Consider the following 22,352-nt stretch of genomic DNA (forward strand, 5'->3'; position numbering starts at 1 on the left):
CGATATTTCAAGCGGGGTGGTAGGAAACGAGGAGCCTGCCGGTAGGAACGCGCGACGTGCGGGAATCGCGGGCTCCCGCCGATGGCCTCATGCATCGGGGGTTCCGGCCAGCGTGTCCCGCCGGGGGGATTTCGCGGACAAGGTCCGCTCCTACGTGGAAACTACCTGCGCAGAGGCTCCCCCGTCCTCTCCCTGAAGGGAGAGGGAGCCATCCGAGCCGGCTGACCGCCACAGTTTCAGCCGGCACCGACTCAGTCCCCTCTCCCTTCAGGGAGAGGGTTAGGGAGAGGGAAATCGCCGGCACGGGGGCAGATAAAGACATTTGCTCCTACGGAGAGCATTCCTACCCGCTTTAGCGCTCAACGGATTTCCAGAAAAGTCTCCGCGCACTCCGCAACGCCCCATTCAGGAGGCCGAGTGGAGTCGGAGTTTCAGGGGTTGAGCGGCATGGATGCCGCGAGAGCTGCGATGGGCCAGGGATGGCCCGTCGTGGCGTGCCCCTGAAACTTCGATGAAACGAGGGAACCCCGGCGAAGCCGGGGCCGGATGCTGGGGCAAGACCTTTGCCTTCTTTGGGTCATTTGCCAAAGAAGGTCGCCCGAGGGGGCGAAACACAGAATCCGCGCGTACGCCGAAGCGGCGCAGAAACACCCAAGGCAACGCATCAGACCTGCAATACCAGAGCGACAGAAAGCGCCGGCCCTGCCGGCGGATCGCGGGCATGGCCCGCTCCTACAGGGGAACGGATGCCAAGGAAAACGCCGCTCGGGGAGCGGCGCTTTCAGTAGATCACCCGCGTTCAGAACAGGTGGGTGAACAGCCAGTACAACGACGCGGAGAGCACGATGGCCGCCGGCAGGGTCAGCACCCAGGCCATCAGCAGGTTGCGGATGGTGCGCATCTGCAGCCCCGAGCCGTTGGCCGCCATGGTGCCGGCCACGCCGGAGGACAGCACGTGGGTCGTCGACACCGGCAACCCGTACAGGTCCGCCGCGCCGATGGTCATCATCGCCACCAGTTCCGCCGAAGCGCCCTGGGCGTAGGTCAGGTGGGTCTTGCCGATCTTCTCGCCTACGGTCACCACGATGCGCTTCCAGCCAACCATGGTGCCAAGGCCCAGGGCGATGGCCACGGCGACCTTCACCCAGAGCGGGATGAAGCGGGTCGATTCGTCGATCCTGCCCTTGAACGCGGCCAGCTTGCCGCTGGTATCGGCGTCGAAATTGCCGACCTTGTCCTTGTCCATCAGGCGGATCGCCTCGCTGGTCAGGTACATGTCGTTGCGCACGTTGCCCATGGCCTCGGCCGGCACGCGGGCAAGGCTGCCGTAGCCCTTCACTTCCGCGCCGATGGCACCGGTCAGCGCCGCCAGCGACGGGATCAGCTCCGGCGTGGCCACCTTGGTGCGCACGTACTCCGACAGCACCGCGCGCGGGTCGGCCGGGGCCGGCTGCGGTGCGGCGCGCACCAGCGCCTGCTGGGTGACTTCGGCGATGGCGACGAACTGCACGGTCTGGTCCGCCGGCATGGTGCGGTTCAGCGCATAGGCCATCGGCAGGGTCCCGACCAGGATCAGCATGATCAGGCCCATGCCCTTCTGCCCGTCGTTGGAGCCATGGGCGAAGGACACGCCGGTGCAGGTCAGGATCAGCAGGCCGCGGATCCACCACGGCGGCGGCGTCTTGCCCTTGGGCGCCTTGTACAGCGCGCGGTTCCTCACCAGCAGGCGCAGCGCCAGCAGCAGGAGCGCGGCGCAGACGAAGCCGATCAGCGGCGAGAGCAGCAGCGAGTAGCCAACCTTGGTCGCCTGCGCCCAGTCCACGCCGCTGGTGCCGTCGCGGCCGTGCATCAGCGCGTTGGCCACGCCCACGCCGATGATCGAGCCGATCAGGGTATGCGAGGACGACGCCGGCAGGCCCAGCCACCAGGTGCCGAGGTTCCACAGGATGGCGGCGATCAGCAGGGCGAAGACCATGGCGAAGCCGGCGGACGAGCCGACCTGCAGGATCAGCTCCACCGGCAGCAGCGCGATGATGCCGAAGGCCACCGCGCCGCTGGACAGCAGCACGCCGAGGAAGTTGAAGCAGCCCGACCAGACCACCGCGAAGTGCGGCGGCAGCGAGTGGGTATAGATGACGGTGGCCACGGCGTTAGCAGTGTCGTGGAAGCCGTTGACGAACTCGAAGCCCAGGGCGATGAACAGGGCGACCCCCAGCAGCAGGAACGGCGTCCAGGTGGTCACCACGGTGGTGACGTCATCGACGTCGCGCACCAGGCTCCAGGCCGAGAACAGCAGGCCGACGGCGAGCACGGCGAAGAACAGGAAGGCGGTGATGCGGCCGGGCTTGTGTTCCAGATGGGGCCGCTCGTCGACGACGGGAAGGTCGCCGGCGGCCAGGGTATCGGTGGTCATGCTGGGAGTCCGCTGAGTGGATGTCCCGGTCATGATCGGCGGGGAATGTTACAGGTTGTGTCTCAGCGAAATGACGGCCCGCACGAAGGCAAACTGGGCGTAGGAGCGGACTCCGTCCGCGATCGGGTCCGCTTCGCGCCGATGCCATCGCGGACGGAGTCCGCTCCTACGCGGTGTGCAAGCCCTCAGTAGACTTCGGGCACCACGATCTCCCGCGGCGTCGGCGTGCGCGTGTAGTCCTCGTGGCGCTGGCGCTGGGGCAGGACCACCACCGGGTGCTCGACGTCCTCGTAGGGGATCAGCCCCAGCAGGTGGCTGATGCAGTTGAGCCGCGCGCGCTTCTTGTCGTCGGCCTGCACCACCCACCAGGGCGCCTCGGGGATGTGGGTGCGTTCGAGCATGATTTCCTTGGCCTTGGTGTAGGCCTCCCAGCGCCGCCTCGATTCCAGGTCCATGGGGCTGAGTTTCCACTGCTTGAGCGGGTCGTGGATGCGGCTGAGGAAGCGCAGGTGCTGCTCGTCGTCGGAGATGGAGAACCAGTACTTGATCAACTGGATGCCCGAGCGCGCCAGCATGCGCTCGAACTCCGGCACGCTGCGGAAGAACTCCTCGTACTGGTCGTCCGAGCAGAAGCCCATCACCCGCTCGACGCCGGCGCGGTTGTACCAGCTGCGGTCAAACAGGACGATCTCCCCCGCCGCCGGCAGGTGCGAGACGTAACGCTGGAAATACCACTGGGTCTGCTCGCGGTCGTTCGGCGCGGGCAGCGCGGCGACCCGGCAGACGCGCGGGTTGAGGCGCTGGGTGATGCGCTTGATCACCCCGCCCTTGCCCGCCGCGTCGCGGCCTTCGAAGAGGATCACCACCTTGTGGCCGGTCTTCACCACCCAGCTCTGCAGCTTCACCAGCTCGCCCTGCAGGCGGAACAGTTCGCTGAAGTAGCGACGGCGGGCGAGCTTCTCCTCGTCGACGTCGGCGTGCTCGTCGAACAGCTCGTCCAGGTTGCGCACGTCTTCCAGCAGTTCCAGCTCCAGCTCTTCGTCGCTGTGGTCGAGCAGTTCGCGGTGGATGCGGCGGATCACGGATTCTTGGGTGAGGGGCATGGCGGCGGCCTTCGCGCAGGGGGCTTGGCCGCCAGACTAGGGGCGCTGGGTGTCAGGCTGGTGACAGCGTTCAGCCAACCTGTAGGAGCGAGCTTGCTCGCGAACGGTGCTCCCCGGTGACTCGGAGTTGAGCGGTTCGCGAGCAAGCTCGCTCCTACGAAAAGCATGCCCGCCGTAAATGCACGCGTTACTGCTCGCGCAATTCCATCACCTTCAGCTCCGGATCGGCCTTGATCTCTTCCTCGGTGAACGGCAGCGCCGGCCATTGCTGTTTGGCAAACAGCTCGGTCTGGTCACGATGGTGCGGCGAGCCCGGGTCGCTGGATTGCGAAAACGCCAGCAGCCCGCGCGCCTTGGGCCCCTCGGCGGTGAAGTCCACCAGCTGGATGTAGCTGCTGCCGCTGAGCACGCGGTAATGATCGCCCTGCCACTCCGAGGTAATGGCGTTGTACACGCCCTCGTTGCCGGTGCCGCCGGGAATGCCCAGGGGGTTGGCCGCGTCGCCGGTCAGTTGCAGCTCGCCCCACTTCTCGTCCGCGCGGATACGGCGCCCATCGATCTCCTGCGCGGCTGCCAGCAACGCGTGTTGCGCCTGCTGGCGAACCGCCGGGTTGTCCAGGGCGATGCCCGAGGGCGTGGCCAGCGGCAGCTTGGGATCGAAGGGCAGGCGCCAGCCGCCATCGATCGTCAGGAAGCGCGTGACGAAGGCCTGGAAGTAGGCGAAGCCGGGGTTGCTGTCGAGGTTGACGTGGCGGTCCCATGCCCCCAGCGCGGCGCAGGCCGTCTCGGCGCCCGCCGGGGCCGGCTTGCACAGCTGCAGCAGGTCGTCGAGCAGCAGGTCGGCGACATAGACGCGGTTGTCGGTGACCATCTTCTGCAGGTCGTCCGGCCCGATCTTGTCGTCGCCCTTCAGGCGTTCCAGGGCGAAGCGCGCACGCGCACCGACCGGCACCGAATCACGGCTCACCAGCGGCGAGAAGCCGGTCAGCGGCTGCGCCGGGTTGCTCAGCCAGGCGCTGTCGTTGGAGTTCTGCACGAAGTCCTCGCGAACCAGCGCCGGCATCTGTTCCGGCGGCATCAGCCCGGCATGCCGGGCACCCGGCGCGCTCGACCAGTTGCAGGCGCGGCGTCCGCCCTCCAGCACCGGCAGGCCCTGCTGCTGGTACTCGGCGATGGCGCAGTCGGCCAACTGCTGCGGGCTCAGGTGCGGCACCACAGACTGGTTGAGGTAGAGCACCTTGCCCTCGGCGCTGGTGGCCAGGGTGTTGACCCAGGGAATGCCCTGCACCCGCTCGATGCTGCCGCGCAGTTCGTCCAGGCTGCGCGCGTGATCGATGGCGTACCACTGCTGCAGCACGCGGTCGTTGCCCAGGTTGGCGTCGCGCACGGCGAAGGCCTGGCTGGCGCTCCAGGGGAACTTGCCCGGCACGCTCAGCAGCGGGCCGTATTCGGACTCGTACAGCGTATGGCTGCGCGTGCCGACGCGGCCATTGGGCTCGAGCACGCGAACACGCAGGGTGACTTCCTTCAGCGGCCGCGACTGGCCATCGACACGGTAGCGGCGCGGGTCCTGCGGGTCGAGGTCGAGGCGGTACAGGGTGAAGTGGCTGGAGGTATCCACCGTGTGGCTCCAGGCCAGGTCCTTGCTGAAACCGATGTTCACCAGCGGCATGCCCGGCAGGGAGGCGCCCATCACGTCGAGCTGGCCGGGGATGGTCAGGTGCATCTGGTAGAAGCGCAGCGCGCCGGACCAGGGAAAGTGCGGGTTGGCCAGCAACAGGCCGTTGCCGTCGGCCGAACGCTCGCTGCCCACGGCGACGGCATTGCTGCCGTGGGCCTGGTGGAAGTTCTCGCGGCGCGCCATCGCTGCCAGCACCTCGCCGTCGCTGACCACCGAGGACGTCGCCTGCCCGGGCGGCGTAGCGGCGATCATCGCCTCGGCGAACTGCCCGGCGCCGGCCTGCACCAGCAGGCGGCGGGTCAGGCGCAGCAGGTCGTCGGCCTCCAGCGGGCGCAGCCAGGCCTTGCCCGCGCACTGCGTGCCGGCGGCCTGGGTATCCCACAGCCAGCGGTTGAAACCGGCCGCGTAGCCATCGAGCAGGTCGCGGATCGGCTGCGGCTGGGCGCTGCGCAGTCGGCGCAGGGATTCGTTGTCGTTGAGCCAGGTGTAGAAGAAGTCCGACGGCAGGTTGCCGATACCGGCGGAGGACGTGCCGTCCACGCCGAAATAGCGCGAGCGCTCGCCCCGTGCCGTGAGGACTTCCTCGGCCAGCAGGCAGGCGTTGTCGCGGGCGTAGGCGTAGCCGATGCCGTAGCCCAGGCCCAATTCGTCGCGGGCCTGGATATGCGGGATGCCATAGCGGGTCCAGCGGATCTGCGCTTCAAGCGCGGCGCCATGGGCCAGCGCGGGCAGTCCGGCAGCCAGCAGGCTGCCGGCCACGGTGGCCAGTCGGAAGGTCTTGCTCATCGATTCCCTCAATGCTCGGATGACGGCCGGATGCCCGGCCAGGGGCACGCGGCCGCGCCGCTTGCGCGGTGCCGGTGCACGGGGTGGATGGCGGCTCACGCCAGCCAATGCAGTGCGCTGGAACTCATCGCGCCGCGCCTTCCGAGGCACGCGCGCAGGCAGGTTGGGCAGGACATTGGGTTCTCCTTTTCTTGTTGGGCGCCTCACGAAAATGGCGATGCGCCTCTTGAGGGGAACGGATGGGGAGCGCGCGAAATTAACCCGTGCGCGATGGCAATCAGCCACATCGCAAGGCTCTATCTCGCGGCTTTCAACCGTTCCAGAGGCGCCGCGGGCGGTTCGACTTCATCACACCGGGAGGGTTCCGGAGCGCTGCCCGGCCATGCCTGCCCACGCGCGAAAAAATGGAAGAACGCGCCATCGCTGCCATGCTTGGGGAGCCCACAAAAAATCCAAGAGGCTTGCCCATGTTCGAGTTCTTCTACGCGCTGCCGAGCCAGAACCGCGCGGCCGACTACCGCCACTTCCGCGTTGTCCCCGCCACCGGCGCGATCGGCGCGGACGTCAGCGATCTCGACCTCACCGCCCTGGGTGCCGAGGGCTACACCGAGCTGCGCCAGGCACTGCTGGCGCACAAGGTGCTGTTCATCCGCGGACAGAACCTGAGCGTGGCGGACCTCGAAGCCGTGACCTTGCGCTTCGGCGAATTCGGCCGCGAACCCTATGTGGTCGGCATGGACGATCACCCGCACGTGGTGCGGGTGCTGAAGGAAGCCAACGAGAAGACGCCGGTGGTGTTCGGCGGTGCCTGGCACAGCGACTGGTCCTTCCAGGAGCGGCCGCCAGCCTTCACCCTGCTCTACGGCCACGACATCCCGCCGTTCGGCGGCGACACCCTCTACGCCAACCTCGCGCTGGCCTACGAATGGCTGTCGCCGAAACTGCGCGCGCAACTGGAAACCCTCGACGCCATCCACAGTCCCGAGCGCGCCTATGGCGCCGAGGCCAAGCACAACGACCTGATGGAGAACATGGCGGTGCGCTACGGCAGCCACGAGGGCGAAGTGCGCTCGCATCCGCTGGTGACCCGGCACCCGGAAACCGGCAAGAAAATCCTCTACATCAACCCGGCCTACACCAGCGGCATCAAGGGCATGCGCCCGGCGGAAGCGCAGCCGCTGCTGGACTACCTGTTCAGCATCGCCACCCAGCCGGCCTTCACCTGCCGCATGCGCTGGAGCCCCGGCACCCTGGCGATCTGGGACAACCGCAGCACCTGGCATTACCCGGTGTCGGACTACCACGGCATGCGCCGGGAGATGTACCGCACCACGGTGGTGGGCGACGTGCCGAGTCGCTGCCCCCCCCGCCCAACGGAACTCTGCCCACTGTAGGAGCGAGCTTGCTCGCGAACGGTGTTTCCGGCAGCTCCGACGCCAGGCGGTTCGCGAGCAAGCTCGCTCCTACAACCGCCTACAATTCCGTGCCATACCGCTGCGCAACACGTAGGGCGCATAACCTGGAACAGGTTATCCGCCGGATGCATTGCGGCGGATAACGCTAGCGCGTTATTCGCCCTACGGAACTGTAGGAGCGGGCCATGCCCGCGATCCGCCGGCAGGGCCGGCGTCGGCTTGGATATTCCAACGCCGCTTCGACGCGCGTGGGGACTCGGTGGTTTCGTCCCTTCGGGCGACCTACTTTGCCAAACGACACAACGCGAACCGCCCGCATCGCTACGTTCCGGTGAACGCGGACGTTGTCCGCGATCGCGGGCATGGCCCGCTCCTGCAGGTTGTGTCGACGCGGGTTACCACTCCGCTCCAAACCGCTGCGCATGCTCGCGCAACATCCCGCGCAGCAGCTGGGCCGCCGGCGGCAGGTAGGCGCCCTCCCGCACCGCCAGGCCGATGGTCCGTGTCAGCGTCGTCTCGGCCAACGCCACCTCGCGCAACTGGTCCATGCCGTGCCCGCCGGCCAGCGCTTCGCGGGCGAGGAAGCTGAGCAGGCGGGTGCGGGCGATCAGGTTGGGCAGCATGGTGATCGCGTTGGTCTCGATCTGCACCTGCGGCAGCGGCAGCTGGTGGGCCTGGAAGGTGCTGTCCATCCAGCGCCGCGACGACACCCCGGTAGCGGGCAGCACCCAGCGGTAACGGCACAGGTCGGCCATGACCACCGGTCCGTCGAAGATCGGGTGGTCACGGCTGGCGACCACCACCACCTGGTCCTGCAACAGCGGCTCGCTGCTCAATTGCGGGTCGTCGACGATCCGCGAGCAGATCGCCATGTCCAGTCGCCCGCTGCGCAGCGCCTCGCGCAATACGTCGTCCTGGCCCAGCACCAGGCTCATGGTGATGTCAGGCGCGCGCGCCAGAAGGTCCTCGGTCAGGCGCGGCAACAGGTATTCGGCCATGGTCGCCGCGCAGCCGAGGCGGATATTGCCCACCACACCGCTGGCGAAATCGCGCACTTCGCGACGGGTTTCCTCCACGTCCTGACGCAGTTGTCGCGCGCGCTGCAGCATCAATTCGCCAGCGGGCGTGAGACGGATGCGTCGTCCATCGCGCTGGAACAGGCGCGCGCCCAGTGATTCCTCCAGGCGCTGGATGCTCTTGGTCAGCGCCGGCTGGCTGCGCCCCAGGCGCTCGGCGGCGCGTCCCAGGTGGCCGAGTTCGGCGATGGTTTCGAAGTAGGCGAGATCACGCAGGTCCATGGCGGCCAACTGATAAATTTCAGGAATGGATTCATGACTATTAGAAAATAGACTTGATGGATTCGGCTATCGATAATTCCTCCGTATTCCCCGCCCGGAGCCGTCCGTGTCCAGCCGCCCTGCCCTGTCCGTCGCCCGCATCCCCGCCAGCCTGCAATGGCTGGCCCTGGCACTGGGGGCCGGAGGCGCCGGGCAGTTGCTGACCTGGCTGGGCATCCCCGCCGCGCTGTTCCTGGGCCCCATGCTGGTGGCCATCGCCTTCGGTGTCAGTGGCGCGCAGATCCGCCTGCCGCGCCAGGCCTTTCGCCTCAGCCAGGGCTGCATCGGCCTGCTGGTCGCCCACGCCATGAGCTGGTCGGTGCTGCAGGCGATGGACGCCTCCTGGCCGCTGATGCTCAGCGCCACCCTGCTCACCCTGCTGCTCTCGGCGGTGGTCAGCTACGCCATGGTGCGCTTCGGCGGCATCCCTGGCAGCACCGCCGCCTGGGGCACCGCGCCCGGCGGCGCGGCGGCCATGGTGTCGATGGCCGAGGCCAACGGTGCCGACCCGCGCGTGGTCGCCACCATGCAGTACGTGCGGGTGGTCTGCGTGGTCATGGCCGGCGCCCTGGTCGGCCGCCTGCTGGGCATCGAAGGCGGCGGCTCGGTGGCGCACAGCGCGCCGATCATCGACACCGACACCCTGCCGGACCTGATCAACTGCCTGTTGCTGATCTTCGTCTGCACCACCGCCGGCGCCAAACTGCCAGCCGGCCCGCTGCTGGTGCCGCTGGTGGCCGGCGCCATGCTGCAGCTCTCCGGCGTGCTGCACATCACCCTGCCGCACTGGTTGCTGGCCACCGCCTACGGCGTGATCGGCTGCTACATCGGCCTGCGCTTCGACCGCGAAAGCCTCGCCTATGTCGGCCGCCACCTGCCGGCCATGCTGGTCAGCGCGCTGGCGCTGATCGCCAGCTGCGCCCTGTTCGCCTGGGCGCTGGCAGCCCTCACCGGGATGGACTTCCTCTCCCTCTACCTCGCCACCAGCCCCGGCGGCCTGGACGCCATGGCGATCATCGCGGTGGACACCCACTCCGACGTCGGCCTGGTGCTGGCCATGCAGACCCTGCGCCTGTTCGTGGTGCTGTTCACCGGCGTCTCCGTCGCCCGCACGGTGATCCGCCTGAGCCGCGCCTGATGCGGAACGGGAACCTGTCGGAGCGAGCTTGCTCGCGAACAGCCCAGTATCGGCGCTGCCGGTTGACTCCTTTCGCGAGCAAGCTCGCTCCTACGAAAAGCCCCCTTGAAATGCCGCTCGATCCGCCACTAAGGTCGTCGCTCCTTCAGAGCGCGAGCACGCCATGGACAGCCTTCGCCACCGCCCCATCGCCTTCCACGTCACCCACTGGTGCGACGACCCGTTCAGCCGTGGCGCCTACAGCACCCTGCTAGCCGGCGCCACGCCGGAGCACAGGCGCCGGCTGGGTGAGGCGCTGGGCGGCCGGCTGGTACTGGCCGGCGAGGCCTGCAATCCCGTCGCCCCGGCCATGACCCACGGCGCGTGGAACGATGGCCTGCGCGCAGCCGAACTCGCCCTCGAAAACGGCGCCCGACGGGTGCTGGTGATCGGCGCGGGCTTCGCCGGGCTCGCCGCTGCCCGACGCCTGCATGAAGCCGGAATCGACTGCCGGGTGCTGGAGGCCCGCGACCGTATCGGCGGCCGAGTTCACAGCGTCGCCCTCGGCCCGATACAGGTCGATGAAGGCGCGGCCTGGCTGCAGCACTTCGACGAGAACCCGCTCGCCGAGCAGGCTCGGCGGCTCGGCCTGCCCCTGCGGGAAACCGACTTCAGCCGCCCCCTGGCCGCCGCCGCGGATGGCCCGGTGCCCGACATCGCGGCGGCGTGGGACGCCCTGCGCAGTGGAATCGACCGCAGCCTGCCATTGGCGGAAGGCGTCGCGCGCTATCTCGAAGGTCGCGACGAGCCAACCCGTCGCGCGACCCGCTTCGCCGTGGACGCCAATCTGATTCTGGAAGCCTGCCTACCGCTGGAGTCGCTGTCGGTGGATGCGCTGGACGAGGAAGGCGTCGGCGCGGGCGACCGCTTCCTGCCACAGGGTTATTCACAGTTGGCCGAGCACTTGGCCGAGGGATTGGACATCCGCCTGGCCCGACCGGTGGCGGCAGTCGACTGGACCGGCGCTCAGGTGCATGTGCACGGCGAAGTCGCTGATTTCTGCATCTGCACCGTGCCCATCGGCGTACTGCGCGATATCCACTTCACCCCGCCCCTGCCAGCAGCGCAGCAGGAGGCGCTGGCACACCTGGGCATGGGTAGACTGGAAAAGGTCGTGCTGCAATTCGACGAGCGCTGGTGGCCGGTGTCGCCGTCGGGTTACCTGCGCTGGTATGACACGCCATCCAGCTTTGGCGAGTGGCTGGACCTCACCGATGGCGTGGGCACACCAACGGTGGCCGGGCTGATTGCGGCGGATGCGCTGGATCGACTGTTCGCCGGGCGCAGCGACGAGGAGATGGCGCTGGCAGCCTGTGCAGCTTTGCAGGCCTGGGCAGACGCCGCACGGATATTGTAGGAGCGAGCTTGCTCGCGAACGGTTTCCCCAGCGCCGGAGCGACGCTGATTCGCGAGCAAGCTCGCTCCTACAGAGGATCCAACCGGGCATTGCAGAAACGTCGGATGCGGCGCAGAGCCTTTCGGCGAATCCGCTACAAACCTTCGAGCGTCAGGTCGACTAGGCGCTCGACATACGCCACGTCCAGCTCCTCGGCGGAAAACAGGATGCGGTACACCAGCGGCGCCATCAGCCGGTCGACGATGCGGTCGACCTCGGGCACGTTCTCGCCGCGTTCCCGGGCGCGCAGCAGGATGATGTCGAACTGGCCGCAGGCAATGGCCATGCAGCGTCCCGAGCAGCCGCCGCCAGCCGCGAGCAGGTCAAGCACCACCGCGCGGCCGGGCACCGAGGCGGTTTCCTCCATGTACTGCTCGCCCCAGGCCAGCAGGTCGCCGCGCAGGCTGCCGGTATCCGCCGGTTCGGCGTCGGGGCGGATGCGCTGCAGGGCGACGTCGCCCAGCAACTCGTTGAGGTCGCCCCAGCGCCGGTAGATGGTCGAGGGCGTAACGCCGGCGCGGGCGGCGATCATCGGCACGGTCAGCTCCGCGCGCTCGCGCTTCTCCAGCAACTCCGCCACGGCCTTGTGCACCGAGGCCTGCACCCGCGCGCTGCGCCCGCCCGGCCGAACACCCTGATTGATTGCCATAAGCACCTTAACGCAAAGAATTTGCTTTTATCCCGAAAGGGGTCCAGCATCTCGCAAAAGCAAAATCTTAGCCTTTGCGAGCAGAATCATGACATACCCACCCTCGAAAAGCGCGGCCGGCTTCTCACCCCGAGCATCGGCGTGGCTGCTGACGGCCATCCTCATGGCCTTCCTCGCCGCCGCGGCCGCGCCCACGCCGCTGTATGCGCTGTACCGCGAATCCTGGCACTTCTCGCCGGCCCTGTTGACCCTGGTGTTCAGCATCTACGCCGGCGGGCTGATGCTGGCGCTGCTGGTGTTCGGCTCGCTGTCGGACCACCTGGGCCGGCGCCCGGTGATCCTCGCCGCGCTGATGCTCGAACTGCTGGCCATGGCGGTGTTTCTGTACGCCAACGCCGTGGAGCTGCTGATCCTCGCGCGCCTGCTGCAGGGCTTCGCCACGGGCATCGCCACCAGTGTGCTGGGCGCGGCCATGCTGGATATCGACCGCGAGCGCGGCCCGCTGATCAACAGCGTGGCGCCCATGCTCGGCATGGCCATGGGCGCACTGGGCAGCAGTGCACTGGTGCAGTTCGGCGGCGATCCGCTGCACGCGGTCTATGTGTGGCTGCTGGTGGTGTTCGCCGTGGGCATCGTGCTGCTGCGCTGGCTGCCGGAAAGCATCAGCCGGCAACCGGGGGCGCTGGCCTCGCTGAGGCCGCGCATCCGCATTCCTGTGCAGGCGCGCCGCGCGTTCTGGAGCGTGGCGCCGTTGAACGCCAGTCTCTGGGCGCTGGGCGGCTTCTACCTGTCGCTGGGGCCGACGCTGGCGCGCCAGGTCACGGGCCTGCAGGTGCCGATGATCGGCGGCGGACTGGTGTCGCTGCTGTGCCTGTGCGGCGCGCTGGCGATCTTCGCCCTGCGCCACCAGCCAGCGGCGGTGATCCTGCGCCGTGGCGGCCTGGCGCTCGTCGGCGGGCTGCTGATCACCCTGCTCGGCGTGGACAGCGCCAACCTCTGGCTGTTCTTCCTTGGCACCGCGGTGGCCGGGCTGGGCTTCGGCGGCGGCTTCCTCGGCGCGCTGCGCTCGGTGGTACCGCTGGCCCACGCCCATGAGCGTGGGGCGCTGATGGCGAGTTTCTACGTGCTCAGCTACCTGGCCTTCAGCGTGCCGGCGATCCTCGCCGGGCTGGCGATCCAGCGCTACGGCCTGGTCGCCACCACCAATGGCTATGCCAGCCTGCAGATCCTCGCGGCCTCGCTGGTCCTGCTGTTGTCCTTGCGGGCGACGGGCGCGCGCAAGGCGCAGGCCTGACTCAGGCCGTTCGCAAGAAGTCGTAGAGCCCGCGCACCGCCGGGTGCTCCAGCGCCTGGGCGGAGTGGCAGAGGCCGATGCGACGGATCGGCAACGGCAGGCTCAGTGAGCTACTGCGCACCGCCGGTGCGCCGCTCAGCAGCGATGCCGGCAAGATCGCCGCGCCCACCCCCGCGCTGACCAGACGCAGCGCCAGGTTCAGGGTACTGGCCTGCGCGACCACCGGCGCGCCGCCATAAGCCGTCATCAGTCGCTGATGGGACGGATGCGTCGGGCAGGTGATCCAGCCACTGCTCTGCGCATCCTCCACGCCCGGCGGCAACGCCAGCACATACGGGTCTTCCCAGACCGGCACGAAGAGTTCGTCCTCACAGCAGAACTCCTCCACCGCCAGCCGCGCGTCCCCCACGCAGCCCTCCTGCAGGTGCAGCATCAGGTTGGGCACGGCCTGCTGCGCCAGGGTGACGAAGCCTTCGACCTGCTCGGCGCTGACGTCGCCCTCCACGCCCAGGTGCAACGGCTGATGCGCCGAAGCCTGGCGGAACATGTTGCGCAGGCCGTCGGCTTCGGCCAGCAAGGCGCGGGCGCGGGGATACAGCGCCCTAGCAGCTTCGCTGACCTCCACCCCGCGCGCCTGGCGCAGGAACAGCTCGGTGCCCAGGGCCTCCTCCAACTGGCGGATGGTCACCGACAGCGTCGGCTGGCTGACGAACAGGCGTTGGGCGGCAGCGGTGATGTTGCGTTCTTCGAAGACCGCGACGAAGGCGGCCAGCTGTCGGATATCCATAGAAAAACCCGATGCCAGGCACAGGAATAAGCCATTTTTCAGGCGGAATACCGCTCAATATACTTCACCGCATCGTTCAGTCATTCAGATTTCCGATAGCAGGAGAATCCCCATGAGCAAGCCCCTGATCATCGTCACCGGCGCCAGTTCCGGTATCGGCGAAGCCACCGCCCGCCTCTTCTCCCAGCAGGGCCACCCGCTGCTGCTGCTCGCCCGCCGCATCGAGCGCCTGGAGGCGCTGCAGCTGCCCGACGCGCTTAGCCGCGCCGTGGACGTGACCGACCGCGAGGCGCTGCTGGCCGCTGTGGCGGAAGCCGAGAAACGCTTCGGCCCGGCCGACGCGCTGGTGAACAACGCCGGCGTGATGCTGCTGGGCAACATGGTCGAGCAGGACCCGGCCGAGTGGGAGCGCATGCTCGACGTCAACGTGAAGGGCCTGCTCAACGGCGTGCACGCCGTGCTCAAGGGCATGGTGGAGCGCAACCGCGGCACGCTGATCAACGTCAGCTCGGTGGCCGGTCGCAAGACTTTCCCCAACCACGTCGCCTACGTTGGCACCAAGTTCGCGGTGCACGCGATCTCCGAGAACCTGCGCGAGGAAGTCGCGGCGCACAATGTCCGCGTCGTTACCATCGCCCCCGGCGCAGTGGAAACCGAGCTGCTCAGCCACACCACCGACGAGGCGATCAAGAGCGGCTACCAGGATTGGAAGCGCGAGATGGGCGGCCAGGTGCTCAGTGCCGAGGACGTGGCCAATGCGATTCGCTATGCCTACGACCAGCCGCAGGGCGTGTGCATCCGCGAGATCGTGCTGGCGGCGACGCGGCAGCAGGCGTGATCGACGCCAGCCTTTCCTATCGAGGGGAAGGGTGCTCGTAGGAGCGGACTCCGTCCGCGATGTCTGTCCGGCTGCTCCGATGATGATCCTTGCCATGGGATCAGCCGATCGCGGACGGATTCCGCTCCTACGCAGGTCCGTAGGGCGGCATTGAACCGGCTCAGCCCACCTGCCGCGCCGCCCAGCGGCGGTACTGCCTGGCGCGGCGCAGCGTGTGCCATTGCTCCATCACCAGGGTGCGCAGCGGCGACGCCTGCGGGTTGGGCGCACGGCGGGCGCCGATGCGTTTGAGCTGCAGCTTGACCAGCGCCATGTAGGCCAGCGCCGCCAGCGGCTTGGAGCGCCAGCGGATCGGCGGCAGCTCCGGCTGGGTCTGGCTGCCGCGCTGCCAGTGCAGGACCAGCTGCGGCTCCAGTGCCAGGGCGGTGCCGATGCCGACCATCGCCAGGCCGCTCTCCAGCACCTGCTCCGCCACGGGCAGGCGACGGATGCCGCCGGTCACCATCAGCGGCATGCGCGCCGCCTCCCGCATCTCACGGGCGAATTCGAGGAAGTAGGCTTCCCGCGCCAGGGTGCGGCCGTCGCGGGCGTCGCCCTGCATGGCCGGTGCCTCGTAGCTGCCGCCGGAGAGCTCGACCAGGTCGACCTTTTCGTCGTTCAGCCACTCGATCACCTGCCGCGCGTCGCTGGCGTCGAAACCGCCGCGCTGGAAGTCGGCGGAATTGATCTTCACGCCCACGCAGAACTGCGGGGAAACCTCGGCACGCACCGCGCGGACGACATCCAGCAGCAGCCGCGCGCGATTCTCCAGCGAACCGCCCCAGCGGTCCTGGCGCTTGTTCGCCAGCGGCGAAAGGAACTGGCTGAGCAGGTAGCCATGCGCGGCGTGGATCTGCACGCCGGTGAAGCCGGCCTGTTCGGCAAGCCGGGCGGCGCGGACGAAGCGCTCGACCACCTCGGCGATATCGTCTTCGGTCATCTCGCGGGCAACGGCGAACAGCTTGGAGAACCTGCCCATCTCCAGCGGCACCGCAGACGGTGCGATGGCACCCTGGCCGAGGTTGGTCTGCACCTGCCGGCCGGGGTGGTTAAGCTGCAGCCAGAACTGCGCCCCGCGGGAGCGGCCCACGCGCGCCCATTCGCGGAAGCGCTGCAGGTGCCGGTCATTCTCCAGCACGCCGCCGCCGGGGCCGGTCATGGCGCGGCCGTCGATCATCACGTTGCCGCTCAAGATCAGGCCGACGCCGCCCTCCGCCCAGGCCTGGTAGAGGCGCAGCAGAGCGGCCGAGGGCGCCTGGTCGGCGTCGGCCAGGTTCTCTTCCATGGCGGCCTTGGCGATGCGGTTGGGGACTTCGCCGCCGTTGGGCAGGCGCAGGGGCTGGAAGGGCGACATGGCGAGGCTCCTGGGTTGTGGTGCCGGCGAGGTTAAGTTTAAAGTTCACTTCAAGGTCAAGCCCCTTCCGGAGCCCAGCATGAAAATCGGTGAACTGGCCAGCCTCAGCGGCCTCGCCCCCTCGCGCATCCGCTTCTATGAAGCCAGCGGGCTGATCGCCCCGGCGCGCCGCCTGGCCAACGGCTACCGCGCGTATCCGCCGGAAACCCTCGACCTGCTGGAGATCATCCGCAGCGCCCAGCAGACCGGCTTCAGCCTGGAGGAAATCCGCAACCTGCTGCCGCATTCCACCCCGCTTGAGAACAGCCACGGCGAACTGGTCGCCGGCCTGCGCCGCAAGGTGGCGGAGATCGAGGCGATGGAGCAGCAGTTGCGGGAGAACCGCCTGCGCCTGCTGGCGGTGATCGACGGCATCGAGAACAAGCCCGAAGGCATGGGCTGTCAGGCGAACGCGGAGCGCATGCTGGCGCAGATGCGCGAGCGGAAAATTAGAAGCCAACCCGCCAAACCTGCAGGAGCGGGCCATGCCCGCGATGAGCGGACAACGTCCGGCGCTTCAGCGAAGCGCCCTGCCCCTACCGAATCCTGAATCCGCACTCCGGCCGCTGGACGGTCCGTCAGGCGGTCGCGGGCATGGCCCGCTCCTACACCGCTACTCCCGGCCTGCGTAGGAGCGGACTCGGTCCGCGATTGGCCCCGCCCAAGCCCGGAGCCGCCGGCAAGCGATCGCGGACGAAGTCCGCTCCTGCGTTATGTCCACCCCTCCAGCCGCAGCGTCGCCCGCACCAGCCGCTGTTCCTCCTGCTCGATCTCGCGCAGGTTGTCCCGCACGCTGTGGATATGTTCGCGCGCCGCGCGCTGGGCCTGTTCGGGCTGGCGCTCGCTGATGGCGCGGTACAGCCGCGCGTGCTGGCGGTCGATCTGGCGCTTCTGCGGCGGGCGGTTGTAAAGGTTGTTCACCGAAGCGAACACGGTGCTGAGCATCAATTCGTTGAGCGACTGCAGAGTGTGCACCAGCACCGGGTTGTGCGACGCCTCGCTGATCGCCTGGTGGAAGGCATGATCGCGTCGCGCATGCTCGCGCGGGTCCAGCGGCTGGGGTTGCTCGAAGGCGGCGTGCATCTCCTCGAAGCGCCGGCTGATCAGCACCAGGTCAGCCTCGGTGGCGCGCAGCGCGGCCAGGCGCGCGGATTCGCCTTCCAGCAAGGCGCGCACTTCCAGCAGGTCGTAGAGCGTGCGCGGCTGCGAGCGGAACAGGTGCATCAGCGGCGATACGTCGTCGGCCCCGGTCAGATCGGCGACGAACGAGCCGCGGCCCTGCTCGGTATCGACGATGCCGCGCCCGCGCAGGGCCCGCAGCCCTTCGCGCAGCGCCGACCGCGAGCAGCCGAGCTTCTCCACCAGGCGTCGCTCCGAAGGCAGCGCCTGGCCGACCTTGAGCACGCCATCGACGATCAGCCGCTCGATCTTCTGCGCCACCTGGTCGGCAACGCGCAGCTTGGCCTGGGTCATCACGGATCTCCACAACGGCGCTGAACAACTGGTAGGACCAGTAGGCGAAACCCTGCCTACCCACAGGAACCCTAGCCCTCAGGACAGGACCTTTCCACTGCACGGCCGTGCAAGAACTGGTAGGACCAGTGTCGATGACGATGGACGTGGCCCGCGCAGCGGCCGCATGTTCAGGGTGCCGTGGCTCCACGCGACCGCATGGCGGGCGCGAACAAGAACAACACCAGAGCACCGTCAGCCCATGAACATCCTCTACGACGAACGCGTCGATGGCGCGTTGCCCGCGGTCGACAAGGCCGCCCTGCTGGCCGAGCTGCGCGCCGCCGTGCCGGACCTCGACCTGCTGCACCGCGCCGAAGACCTCGCCCCCTACGAATGCGACGGGCTTTCCGCCTACCGCACCGTCCCCCTGCTCGTGGCGCTGCCCGAGCGCATCGAGCAGGTACAGGCGCTGCTCAAACTCTGCCATGCGCGAAAGGTGCCGGTAGTGGCACGCGGCGCGGGCACCGGGCTCTCCGGCGGCGCGCTGCCGCTGGAGAAAGGCGTCCTGCTGGTGATGGCGCGCTTCAACCGGATTCTCGAGGTGAATCCGCAGGGGCGCTTCGCCCGCGTGCAACCGGGCGTGCGCAACCTGGCGATCTCCCAGGCCGCCGCGCCGCACGGGCTGTACTACGCGCCCGACCCGTCCTCGCAGATCGCCTGCTCCATCGGCGGCAACGTCGCCGAGAACGCCGGCGGCGTGCATTGCCTGAAATACGGCCTGACCGTGCACAACCTGCTGAAGGTGGACATCCTCACCGTCGAGGGCGAGCACCTGACGCTGGGCAGCGACGCCCTGGACTGCCCCGGCTTCGACCTGCTGGCGCTGTTCACCGGCTCCGAGGGCATGCTCGGCATCGTCACCGAAGTCACCGTCAAGCTCCTGCCGCGCCCGCAGGTGGCGCGGGTGCTGCTGGCCAGTTTCGATTCGGTGGAAAAGGCCGGCCGCGCGGTGGCCGAGATCATCGCCGCGGGCATCATCCCCGGCGGGCTGGAGATGATGGACAACCTGTCGATCCGCGCCGCCGAGGACTTCATTCACGCCGGCTACCCGGTGGACGCCGCGGCCATCCTGCTGTGCGAGCTGGACGGCGTGGAAGCCGACGTACAGGACGACTGCGAGCGGGTCGACGGTGTACTGCGCGCCGCCGGCGCCACCGACGTGCGCCTGGCCTGCGACGAGGCCGAGCGCGTGCGCTTCTGGGCCGGGCGCAAGAATGCCTTCCCGGCGGTGGGGCGCATCTCGCCGGATTACTACTGCATGGACGGCACCATCCCGCGCCGCGAGCTGCCGCGCGTGCTGCACGGCATCGCCGAGCTGTCGCAGGAATTCGGCCTGCGCGTGGCGAACGTGTTCCATGCCGGCGACGGCAACATGCACCCGCTGATCCTCTTCGACGCCAACGTGCCCGGCGAGCTGGAGCGCGCCGAGGCCATCGGCGGCAGGATCCTCGAACTCTGCGTGGCGGTGGGCGGCAGCATCACCGGCGAACACGGCGTGGGGCGCGAGAAGATCAACCAGATGTGCGCGCAGTTCAACGCCGACGAACTGACCCTGTTCCATGCGGTGAAGGCGGCGTTCGACCCGGACCGCCTGCTCAACCCCGGCAAGAACATCCCCACCCTGCACCGCTGTGCCGAGTTCGGCGCGATGCACGTGCACCACGGGCAACTGCCCTTCCCCGACCTGGAGCGCTTCTGATGGCCGACGCCAGCGCCGACCTGCTCGATCAGGTAAACCGGGCCCTGGACACCCGCACGCCGTTGCGCATTCGCGGCGGCGACAGCAAGGCCTTCCTCGGCCGCCCGGTGAACGGCGTGGAGCTGGACACCCGCGCCCACAGCGGCATCGTCAGCTACGACCCGACCGAACTGGTGCTCACCGCCCGCGCCGGCACGCCGCTGGCAGAGATCGAAACGGCGCTGGAGGCCGCCGGACAGATGCTGCCGTGCGAGCCACCCCATCACTCCGGCGCGACCTTCGGAGGCATGGTCGCCGCCGGGCTTTCCGGCCCGCGCCGGCCCTGGGCGGGCTCGGTGCGCGACTACGTGCTGGGGACACGGCTGATCACCGGCCACGGCAAGCTGCTGCGCTTTGGCGGCGAGGTGATGAAGAACGTCGCCGGCTACGACCTGTCGCGCCTGCTGGCAGGCAGTTTCGGCTGCCTGGGAGTGCTCACCGAGGTCTCGATGAAGGTGCTGCCCAAGCCGCGGATGTGCGCCAGCCTGCGCCTGGAAATGGACGTTCACCAGGCGCTGGGGGAGCTCGCCGAATGGGGCGCGCAGCCGATCCCGATCACCGCCGCCTGCCATGACGGCACGGCGCTGCACCTGCGCCTGGAAGGCGGCGAAGGCTCGGTGTGCTCGGCACGCCTGCGCCTGGGCGGGGAAGAGATAGACAGCGGCTACTGGCAGGACCTGCGCGAGCAGCGCCTCGGCTTCTTCGCCGGGCCCGGCACGCTGTGGCGGCTGTCGCTGCCCAACGCAACCCCCGCGCTGGCCCTGCCCGGCGAGCAACTGATCGACTGGGGCGGCGCGCAGCGCTGGCTGAAGTCCGAGGCGGACGCCGAGCTGATCCGCCACAGCGTTGCCGAAGTCGGCGGCCACGCCCTGCGCTGCACACCGGGCGACGACGGCTTCCATCCGCTGCCTGCCGCCCTGCTGCGCTACCACCAGAGCCTCAAGCGCCAACTCGACCCGCACGGCCTCTTCAACCCCGGCCGGATGTACAGGGAGCTCTGATGCAAACCAACCTGAGCGAACAGGCCAAGCAGCTGCCGCGCGCCGAGGAAGCCGAGCGCATCCTGCGCTCCTGTGTGCACTGTGGCTTCTGCACCGCCACCTGCCCGACCTACCAGTTGCTGGGCGACGAGCTGGACGGCCCGCGCGGGCGCATCTACCTGATCAAGCAGGTGCTCGAAGGCACCGCGCCGAGCGCCAGTACCCGCGAGCACCTGGACCGCTGCCTGAGCTGCCGCAACTGCGAGACCACCTGCCCCTCCGGCGTGGATTACCACAACCTGCTGGACATCGGCCGCGCAGCGGTCGAGCAGCAGGTACCGCGCTCCCTTGGCGAGCGCGTGATGCGCCGAGGCCTGCGCGCCGTGGTGGCCAATGCTGCGCTGTTCGGCACCCTGGCCAGGGCCGGGCGCGCGCTCTATCCACTGCTGCCGGCGGGCCTGCAGAGCAAGCTGCCGCGCCATCCGCATCCCCCCGTGGAGCGACCGAGGCCGCGCCACACCCGGCGCATGCTGATCCTGGAAGGCTGCGTGCAACCGGCCCTGTCGCCCAACACCAATGCCGCGGCCGCACGGGTGCTGGATCGCCTCGGCATCAGCCTGATCCCGGCGGCGGATGCCGGCTGCTGCGGCGCCGTGGACTATCACCTGAATGCCCAGGAGCAGGGGCTGGAGCGGGCACGCAGGAACATCGACGCCTGGTGGCCGTCGATCCAGGCCGGCGCCGAAGCCATCGTGCAGACGGCGAGCGGCTGCGGCGCCTTCGTCCGCGACTATGGCCATCTGCTGGCGCACGATGCGCAGTACGCGGCCAAGGCGCGGCGGGTCAGCGAACTGTCCCGCGACCTCGCCGAAATCCTGCGCGACGAGCCGCTGGAAACGCTGCACCTGCACGGCGACCGGCGCCTGGCCTTCCACTGCCCGTGCACGCTGCAGCATGCGCTGAAGCTCGGCGGCGCGGTGGAAGGCGTACTCACGCGACTGGGCTTCAGCCTCACCAGCGTGCCGGACAGCCACCTGTGCTGCGGCTCCGCCGGGACCTATTCGCTGACCCAGCCGGAGCTGTCCCGGCGCCTGCGCGACAACCGCCTGAAAGCGCTGGAGAGCGGCGCCCCGGAGGTCATCGTCACGACCAACATCGGCTGCCAGACACACCTGGCCGGCGCCGGCCGCACCCCGGTGCGGCACTGGATCGAACTGGTGGAAGAGGCGCTGGCCGATGCGCCATTGGAAACCCTTCAAGGCGAGGTGCACGCATGCTCAACAAAGCCGTTCTGACCCAGCAGGAAGTCGGTCGCATCCTTGCCGCCGCGCGCGCCGAGGCGCAGCGCAACCACTGGGCGGTGTCCATCGCGGTGGTCGACGACGGCGGCCACCCGCTGGCCCTGGAACGCCTCGACGGCTGCGCCCCGGCCAGCGCCTACATCGCCACCGAGAAGGCCCGCAGCGCGGCCCTGGGCCGGCGCGAAACCAAGGGCTACGAGGACATGGTCAACGGCGGCCGCACGGCTTTCGTCACCGCGCCGCTGCTCACCTCGCTCGAAGGCGGCGTGCCGGTCGTGCTGGACGGCCAGGTGATCGGCGCGGTGGGCGTGTCCGGCGTGAAGGCCGGCGAGGATGCACAGGTCGCCAGCGCCGGAGTGGCCGCGCTTTGAGAGCGCTCAAGCGGCCCTGGCGACAGGTGGCCAGCGGCCGGGAGGTGGTCGTCGCCGGCCTCGAGCGAGCCGGCGACGACACCCCGAACAGCTTGCCCGAACCAACCTTCAGAAGCCCCGCTACGCGCCGCGTTGCGGG

At 68.7% G+C, this 22,352-nt stretch carries 18 protein-coding genes; 10 read left to right on the forward strand and 8 right to left on the reverse strand.

The genetic code is table 11. The annotated features are described in order from the left end of the window. Positions 1 to 799: 799 nt before the first annotated feature. The 3 genes from ACNFIA_RS25930 to ACNFIA_RS25940 form a co-directional block, all read right to left on the reverse strand. Positions 800 to 2,413: an inorganic phosphate transporter gene (locus ACNFIA_RS25930; protein WP_259753856.1), complete on the reverse strand. Its 1,614-nt coding sequence runs from the start codon at positions 2,411 to 2,413 to the stop codon at positions 800 to 802. 185 nt (positions 2,414 to 2,598) lie between these two features. Beyond that, the gene (ppk2, locus tag ACNFIA_RS25935; protein WP_416789833.1) at positions 2,599 to 3,516 is read right to left on the reverse strand and encodes a polyphosphate kinase 2; all 918 of its coding nucleotides are present in this window, start codon (positions 3,514 to 3,516) and stop codon (positions 2,599 to 2,601) included. A 187-nt stretch (positions 3,517 to 3,703) separates the two neighbouring features. Beyond that, the gene (locus ACNFIA_RS25940; protein WP_416789835.1) at positions 3,704 to 5,983 is read right to left on the reverse strand and encodes an acylase; all 2,280 of its coding nucleotides are present in this window, start codon (positions 5,981 to 5,983) and stop codon (positions 3,704 to 3,706) included. A gap of 467 nt (positions 5,984 to 6,450) precedes the next feature. On the opposite strand from ACNFIA_RS25940, the gene ACNFIA_RS25945 reads away from it, so the two are divergent. After that, the gene (locus ACNFIA_RS25945) at positions 6,451 to 7,377 is read left to right on the forward strand and encodes a TauD/TfdA dioxygenase family protein (RefSeq protein WP_416789837.1); all 927 of its coding nucleotides are present in this window, start codon (positions 6,451 to 6,453) and stop codon (positions 7,375 to 7,377) included. Positions 7,378 to 7,793: 416 nt separating this feature from the next. Here ACNFIA_RS25945 and ACNFIA_RS25950 read toward each other — a convergent pair whose 3' ends face one another. Beyond that, entirely contained in the window at positions 7,794 to 8,696 is a 903-nt protein-coding gene (locus tag ACNFIA_RS25950) for a LysR family transcriptional regulator (protein WP_416789838.1), read from the reverse strand. A 106-nt stretch (positions 8,697 to 8,802) separates the two neighbouring features. Here ACNFIA_RS25950 and ACNFIA_RS25955 point away from each other — a divergent pair, with 106 nt between their 5' ends. After that, on the forward strand, positions 8,803 to 9,873 hold the full coding sequence (locus ACNFIA_RS25955) for an AbrB family transcriptional regulator (RefSeq protein ID WP_416789839.1): 1,071 nt from the start codon (positions 8,803 to 8,805) through the stop codon (positions 9,871 to 9,873). 163 nt (positions 9,874 to 10,036) lie between these two features. Then, the gene (locus ACNFIA_RS25960; protein ID WP_416789840.1) at positions 10,037 to 11,269 is read left to right on the forward strand and encodes an FAD-dependent oxidoreductase; all 1,233 of its coding nucleotides are present in this window, start codon (positions 10,037 to 10,039) and stop codon (positions 11,267 to 11,269) included. Positions 11,270 to 11,402: 133 nt separating this feature from the next. Here the strand turns inward: ACNFIA_RS25960 and ACNFIA_RS25965 are convergent, their stop codons facing one another. Then, positions 11,403 to 11,957, reverse strand: coding sequence for a TetR/AcrR family transcriptional regulator (locus tag ACNFIA_RS25965; protein WP_416789842.1), 555 nt, complete (start codon positions 11,955 to 11,957; stop codon positions 11,403 to 11,405). 88 nt (positions 11,958 to 12,045) lie between these two features. On the opposite strand from ACNFIA_RS25965, the gene ACNFIA_RS25970 reads away from it, so the two are divergent. After that, positions 12,046 to 13,251, forward strand: a complete 1,206-nt coding sequence (locus ACNFIA_RS25970) for an MFS transporter (RefSeq protein ID WP_416789844.1) — start codon at positions 12,046 to 12,048, stop codon at positions 13,249 to 13,251. Between the two features lies 1 nt (position 13,252). On the opposite strand, the gene ACNFIA_RS25975 is transcribed toward ACNFIA_RS25970, so the two are convergent. Next, on the reverse strand, positions 13,253 to 14,038 hold the full coding sequence (locus ACNFIA_RS25975) for a LysR family transcriptional regulator (protein ID WP_416789846.1): 786 nt from the start codon (positions 14,036 to 14,038) through the stop codon (positions 13,253 to 13,255). A 112-nt stretch (positions 14,039 to 14,150) separates the two neighbouring features. Here ACNFIA_RS25975 and ACNFIA_RS25980 point away from each other — a divergent pair, with 112 nt between their 5' ends. Further along, positions 14,151 to 14,876 carry an SDR family oxidoreductase gene (locus ACNFIA_RS25980; protein ID WP_416789848.1) on the forward strand — a complete coding sequence of 242 codons (726 nt, stop codon included), beginning with the start codon at positions 14,151 to 14,153 and terminating at the stop codon, positions 14,874 to 14,876. 160 nt (positions 14,877 to 15,036) lie between these two features. On the opposite strand, the gene ACNFIA_RS25985 is transcribed toward ACNFIA_RS25980, so the two are convergent. Further along, on the reverse strand, positions 15,037 to 16,269 hold the full coding sequence (locus ACNFIA_RS25985; protein WP_416789850.1) for an NADH:flavin oxidoreductase/NADH oxidase family protein: 1,233 nt from the start codon (positions 16,267 to 16,269) through the stop codon (positions 15,037 to 15,039). A gap of 79 nt (positions 16,270 to 16,348) precedes the next feature. Here ACNFIA_RS25985 and ACNFIA_RS25990 point away from each other — a divergent pair, with 79 nt between their 5' ends. Next, entirely contained in the window at positions 16,349 to 16,858 is a 510-nt protein-coding gene (locus tag ACNFIA_RS25990; RefSeq protein WP_416789852.1) for a MerR family transcriptional regulator, read from the forward strand. 161 nt (positions 16,859 to 17,019) lie between these two features. Here the strand turns inward: ACNFIA_RS25990 and glcC are convergent, their stop codons facing one another. Then, on the reverse strand, positions 17,020 to 17,781 hold the full coding sequence (gene glcC / locus ACNFIA_RS25995) for a transcriptional regulator GlcC (protein ID WP_416789853.1): 762 nt from the start codon (positions 17,779 to 17,781) through the stop codon (positions 17,020 to 17,022). Positions 17,782 to 18,022: 241 nt separating this feature from the next. Between glcC and glcD the strand changes: the two genes are divergently transcribed. Genes glcD through ACNFIA_RS26015 form a run of 4 tightly spaced genes read left to right on the forward strand, consistent with a single transcriptional unit; the run spans position 18,023 to position 22,213 of the window. After that, positions 18,023 to 19,522 (forward strand): glycolate oxidase subunit GlcD, encoded by a 1,500-nt coding sequence (gene glcD / locus ACNFIA_RS26000; RefSeq protein ID WP_416789855.1) that lies wholly within the window; start codon positions 18,023 to 18,025, stop codon positions 19,520 to 19,522. After that, on the forward strand, positions 19,522 to 20,562 hold the full coding sequence (gene glcE, locus ACNFIA_RS26005; protein ID WP_416789856.1) for a glycolate oxidase subunit GlcE: 1,041 nt from the start codon (positions 19,522 to 19,524) through the stop codon (positions 20,560 to 20,562). Before glcD ends, glcE begins: the two co-directional genes overlap by 1 nt. Continuing rightward, a complete protein-coding gene (gene glcF, locus ACNFIA_RS26010) occupies positions 20,562 to 21,836 on the forward strand; it encodes a glycolate oxidase subunit GlcF (RefSeq protein WP_416789857.1) in 1,275 nt (424 codons plus the stop codon). The genes glcE and glcF overlap by 1 nt, the downstream gene beginning before the upstream one ends. Further along, positions 21,815 to 22,213, forward strand: a complete 399-nt coding sequence (locus tag ACNFIA_RS26015) for a heme-binding protein (RefSeq protein WP_259753840.1) — start codon at positions 21,815 to 21,817, stop codon at positions 22,211 to 22,213. The genes glcF and ACNFIA_RS26015 overlap by 22 nt, the downstream gene beginning before the upstream one ends. Positions 22,214 to 22,352: the final 139 nt, after the last annotated feature.

The sequence above is a fragment of the Pseudomonas sp. NY15437 genome (genome assembly GCF_048068435.1).
GTDB classification, from domain to species: domain Bacteria; phylum Pseudomonadota; class Gammaproteobacteria; order Pseudomonadales; family Pseudomonadaceae; genus Pseudomonas; species Pseudomonas nitroreducens_B.

Excerpts from the sequence above, each read along its gene's own strand:
- ACNFIA_RS25930 (WP_259753856.1), bottom strand. The coding sequence starts at position 2,413 with ATGACCACCGATACCCTGGCCGCCGGCGACCTTCCCGTCGTCGACGAG.
- ppk2 (WP_416789833.1), bottom strand. The coding sequence starts at position 3,516 with ATGCCCCTCACCCAAGAATCCGTGATCCGCCGCATCCACCGCGAACTG.
- ACNFIA_RS25940 (WP_416789835.1), bottom strand. The coding sequence starts at position 5,983 with ATGAGCAAGACCTTCCGACTGGCCACCGTGGCCGGCAGCCTGCTGGCT.
- ACNFIA_RS25945 (WP_416789837.1), top strand. The coding sequence starts at position 6,451 with ATGTTCGAGTTCTTCTACGCGCTGCCGAGCCAGAACCGCGCGGCCGAC.
- ACNFIA_RS25950 (WP_416789838.1), bottom strand. The coding sequence starts at position 8,696 with ATGGACCTGCGTGATCTCGCCTACTTCGAAACCATCGCCGAACTCGGC.
- ACNFIA_RS25960 (WP_416789840.1), top strand. The coding sequence starts at position 10,037 with ATGGACAGCCTTCGCCACCGCCCCATCGCCTTCCACGTCACCCACTGG.
- ACNFIA_RS25965 (WP_416789842.1), bottom strand. The coding sequence starts at position 11,957 with ATGGCAATCAATCAGGGTGTTCGGCCGGGCGGGCGCAGCGCGCGGGTG.
- ACNFIA_RS25970 (WP_416789844.1), top strand. The coding sequence starts at position 12,046 with ATGACATACCCACCCTCGAAAAGCGCGGCCGGCTTCTCACCCCGAGCA.
- ACNFIA_RS25975 (WP_416789846.1), bottom strand. The coding sequence starts at position 14,038 with ATGGATATCCGACAGCTGGCCGCCTTCGTCGCGGTCTTCGAAGAACGC.
- ACNFIA_RS25980 (WP_416789848.1), top strand. The coding sequence starts at position 14,151 with ATGAGCAAGCCCCTGATCATCGTCACCGGCGCCAGTTCCGGTATCGGC.
- ACNFIA_RS25985 (WP_416789850.1), bottom strand. The coding sequence starts at position 16,269 with ATGTCGCCCTTCCAGCCCCTGCGCCTGCCCAACGGCGGCGAAGTCCCC.
- ACNFIA_RS25990 (WP_416789852.1), top strand. The coding sequence starts at position 16,349 with ATGAAAATCGGTGAACTGGCCAGCCTCAGCGGCCTCGCCCCCTCGCGC.
- glcC (WP_416789853.1), bottom strand. The coding sequence starts at position 17,781 with ATGACCCAGGCCAAGCTGCGCGTTGCCGACCAGGTGGCGCAGAAGATC.
- glcD (WP_416789855.1), top strand. The coding sequence starts at position 18,023 with ATGAACATCCTCTACGACGAACGCGTCGATGGCGCGTTGCCCGCGGTC.
- glcE (WP_416789856.1), top strand. The coding sequence starts at position 19,522 with ATGGCCGACGCCAGCGCCGACCTGCTCGATCAGGTAAACCGGGCCCTG.
- glcF (WP_416789857.1), top strand. The coding sequence starts at position 20,562 with ATGCAAACCAACCTGAGCGAACAGGCCAAGCAGCTGCCGCGCGCCGAG.
- ACNFIA_RS26015 (WP_259753840.1), top strand. The coding sequence starts at position 21,815 with ATGCTCAACAAAGCCGTTCTGACCCAGCAGGAAGTCGGTCGCATCCTT.